The following is a 345-nucleotide window of genomic DNA, read 5'->3' as shown; positions in this document are numbered from 1 at the left end:
AAACTTTGCAAAAGGAAATCACTCAAAACAAGTCGCGTTTAGAAGCCCTTAAGCATAGTCACGAACCTAATAAATTCGTGTTCAATGAGCTAAAAAAGCTTGTGAGGCATCTTGAAAATCAAAAACTTAGAGTGAATGACCAGATCATTAGAGTTGCTCAGGAAGATGAAGTATTCTACCAAAAGGTAGAGAAACTTACCTCTATACATGGGATAGGCTTACTCTCTGCCCTAGTCATCATCGCAGAAACTAACGGTTTTGAGTTATTCACTAGTGGTTTGGGAACCAAATTCTTTTCATATAAAATTATTATATTTGTAGCTTAACAATATTTTATATCAATGC

1 pseudogene is annotated in these 345 nt (G+C 34.8%); it reads left to right on the top strand.

What is annotated here, in order from left to right:
• A pseudogene (locus tag Q0954_RS34650) lies at positions 1 to 326 on the top strand (IS110 family transposase); the annotation flags it as partial.
• Positions 327 to 345: the final 19 nt, after the last annotated feature.

Source organism: uncultured Microscilla sp., from assembly GCF_947493425.1.
Classification (GTDB): domain Bacteria; phylum Bacteroidota; class Bacteroidia; order Cytophagales; family Microscillaceae; genus Microscilla.
Note: the sequence above shows the minus strand (reverse complement) of the source record. Positions and strands in the feature narration are given on the sequence as shown.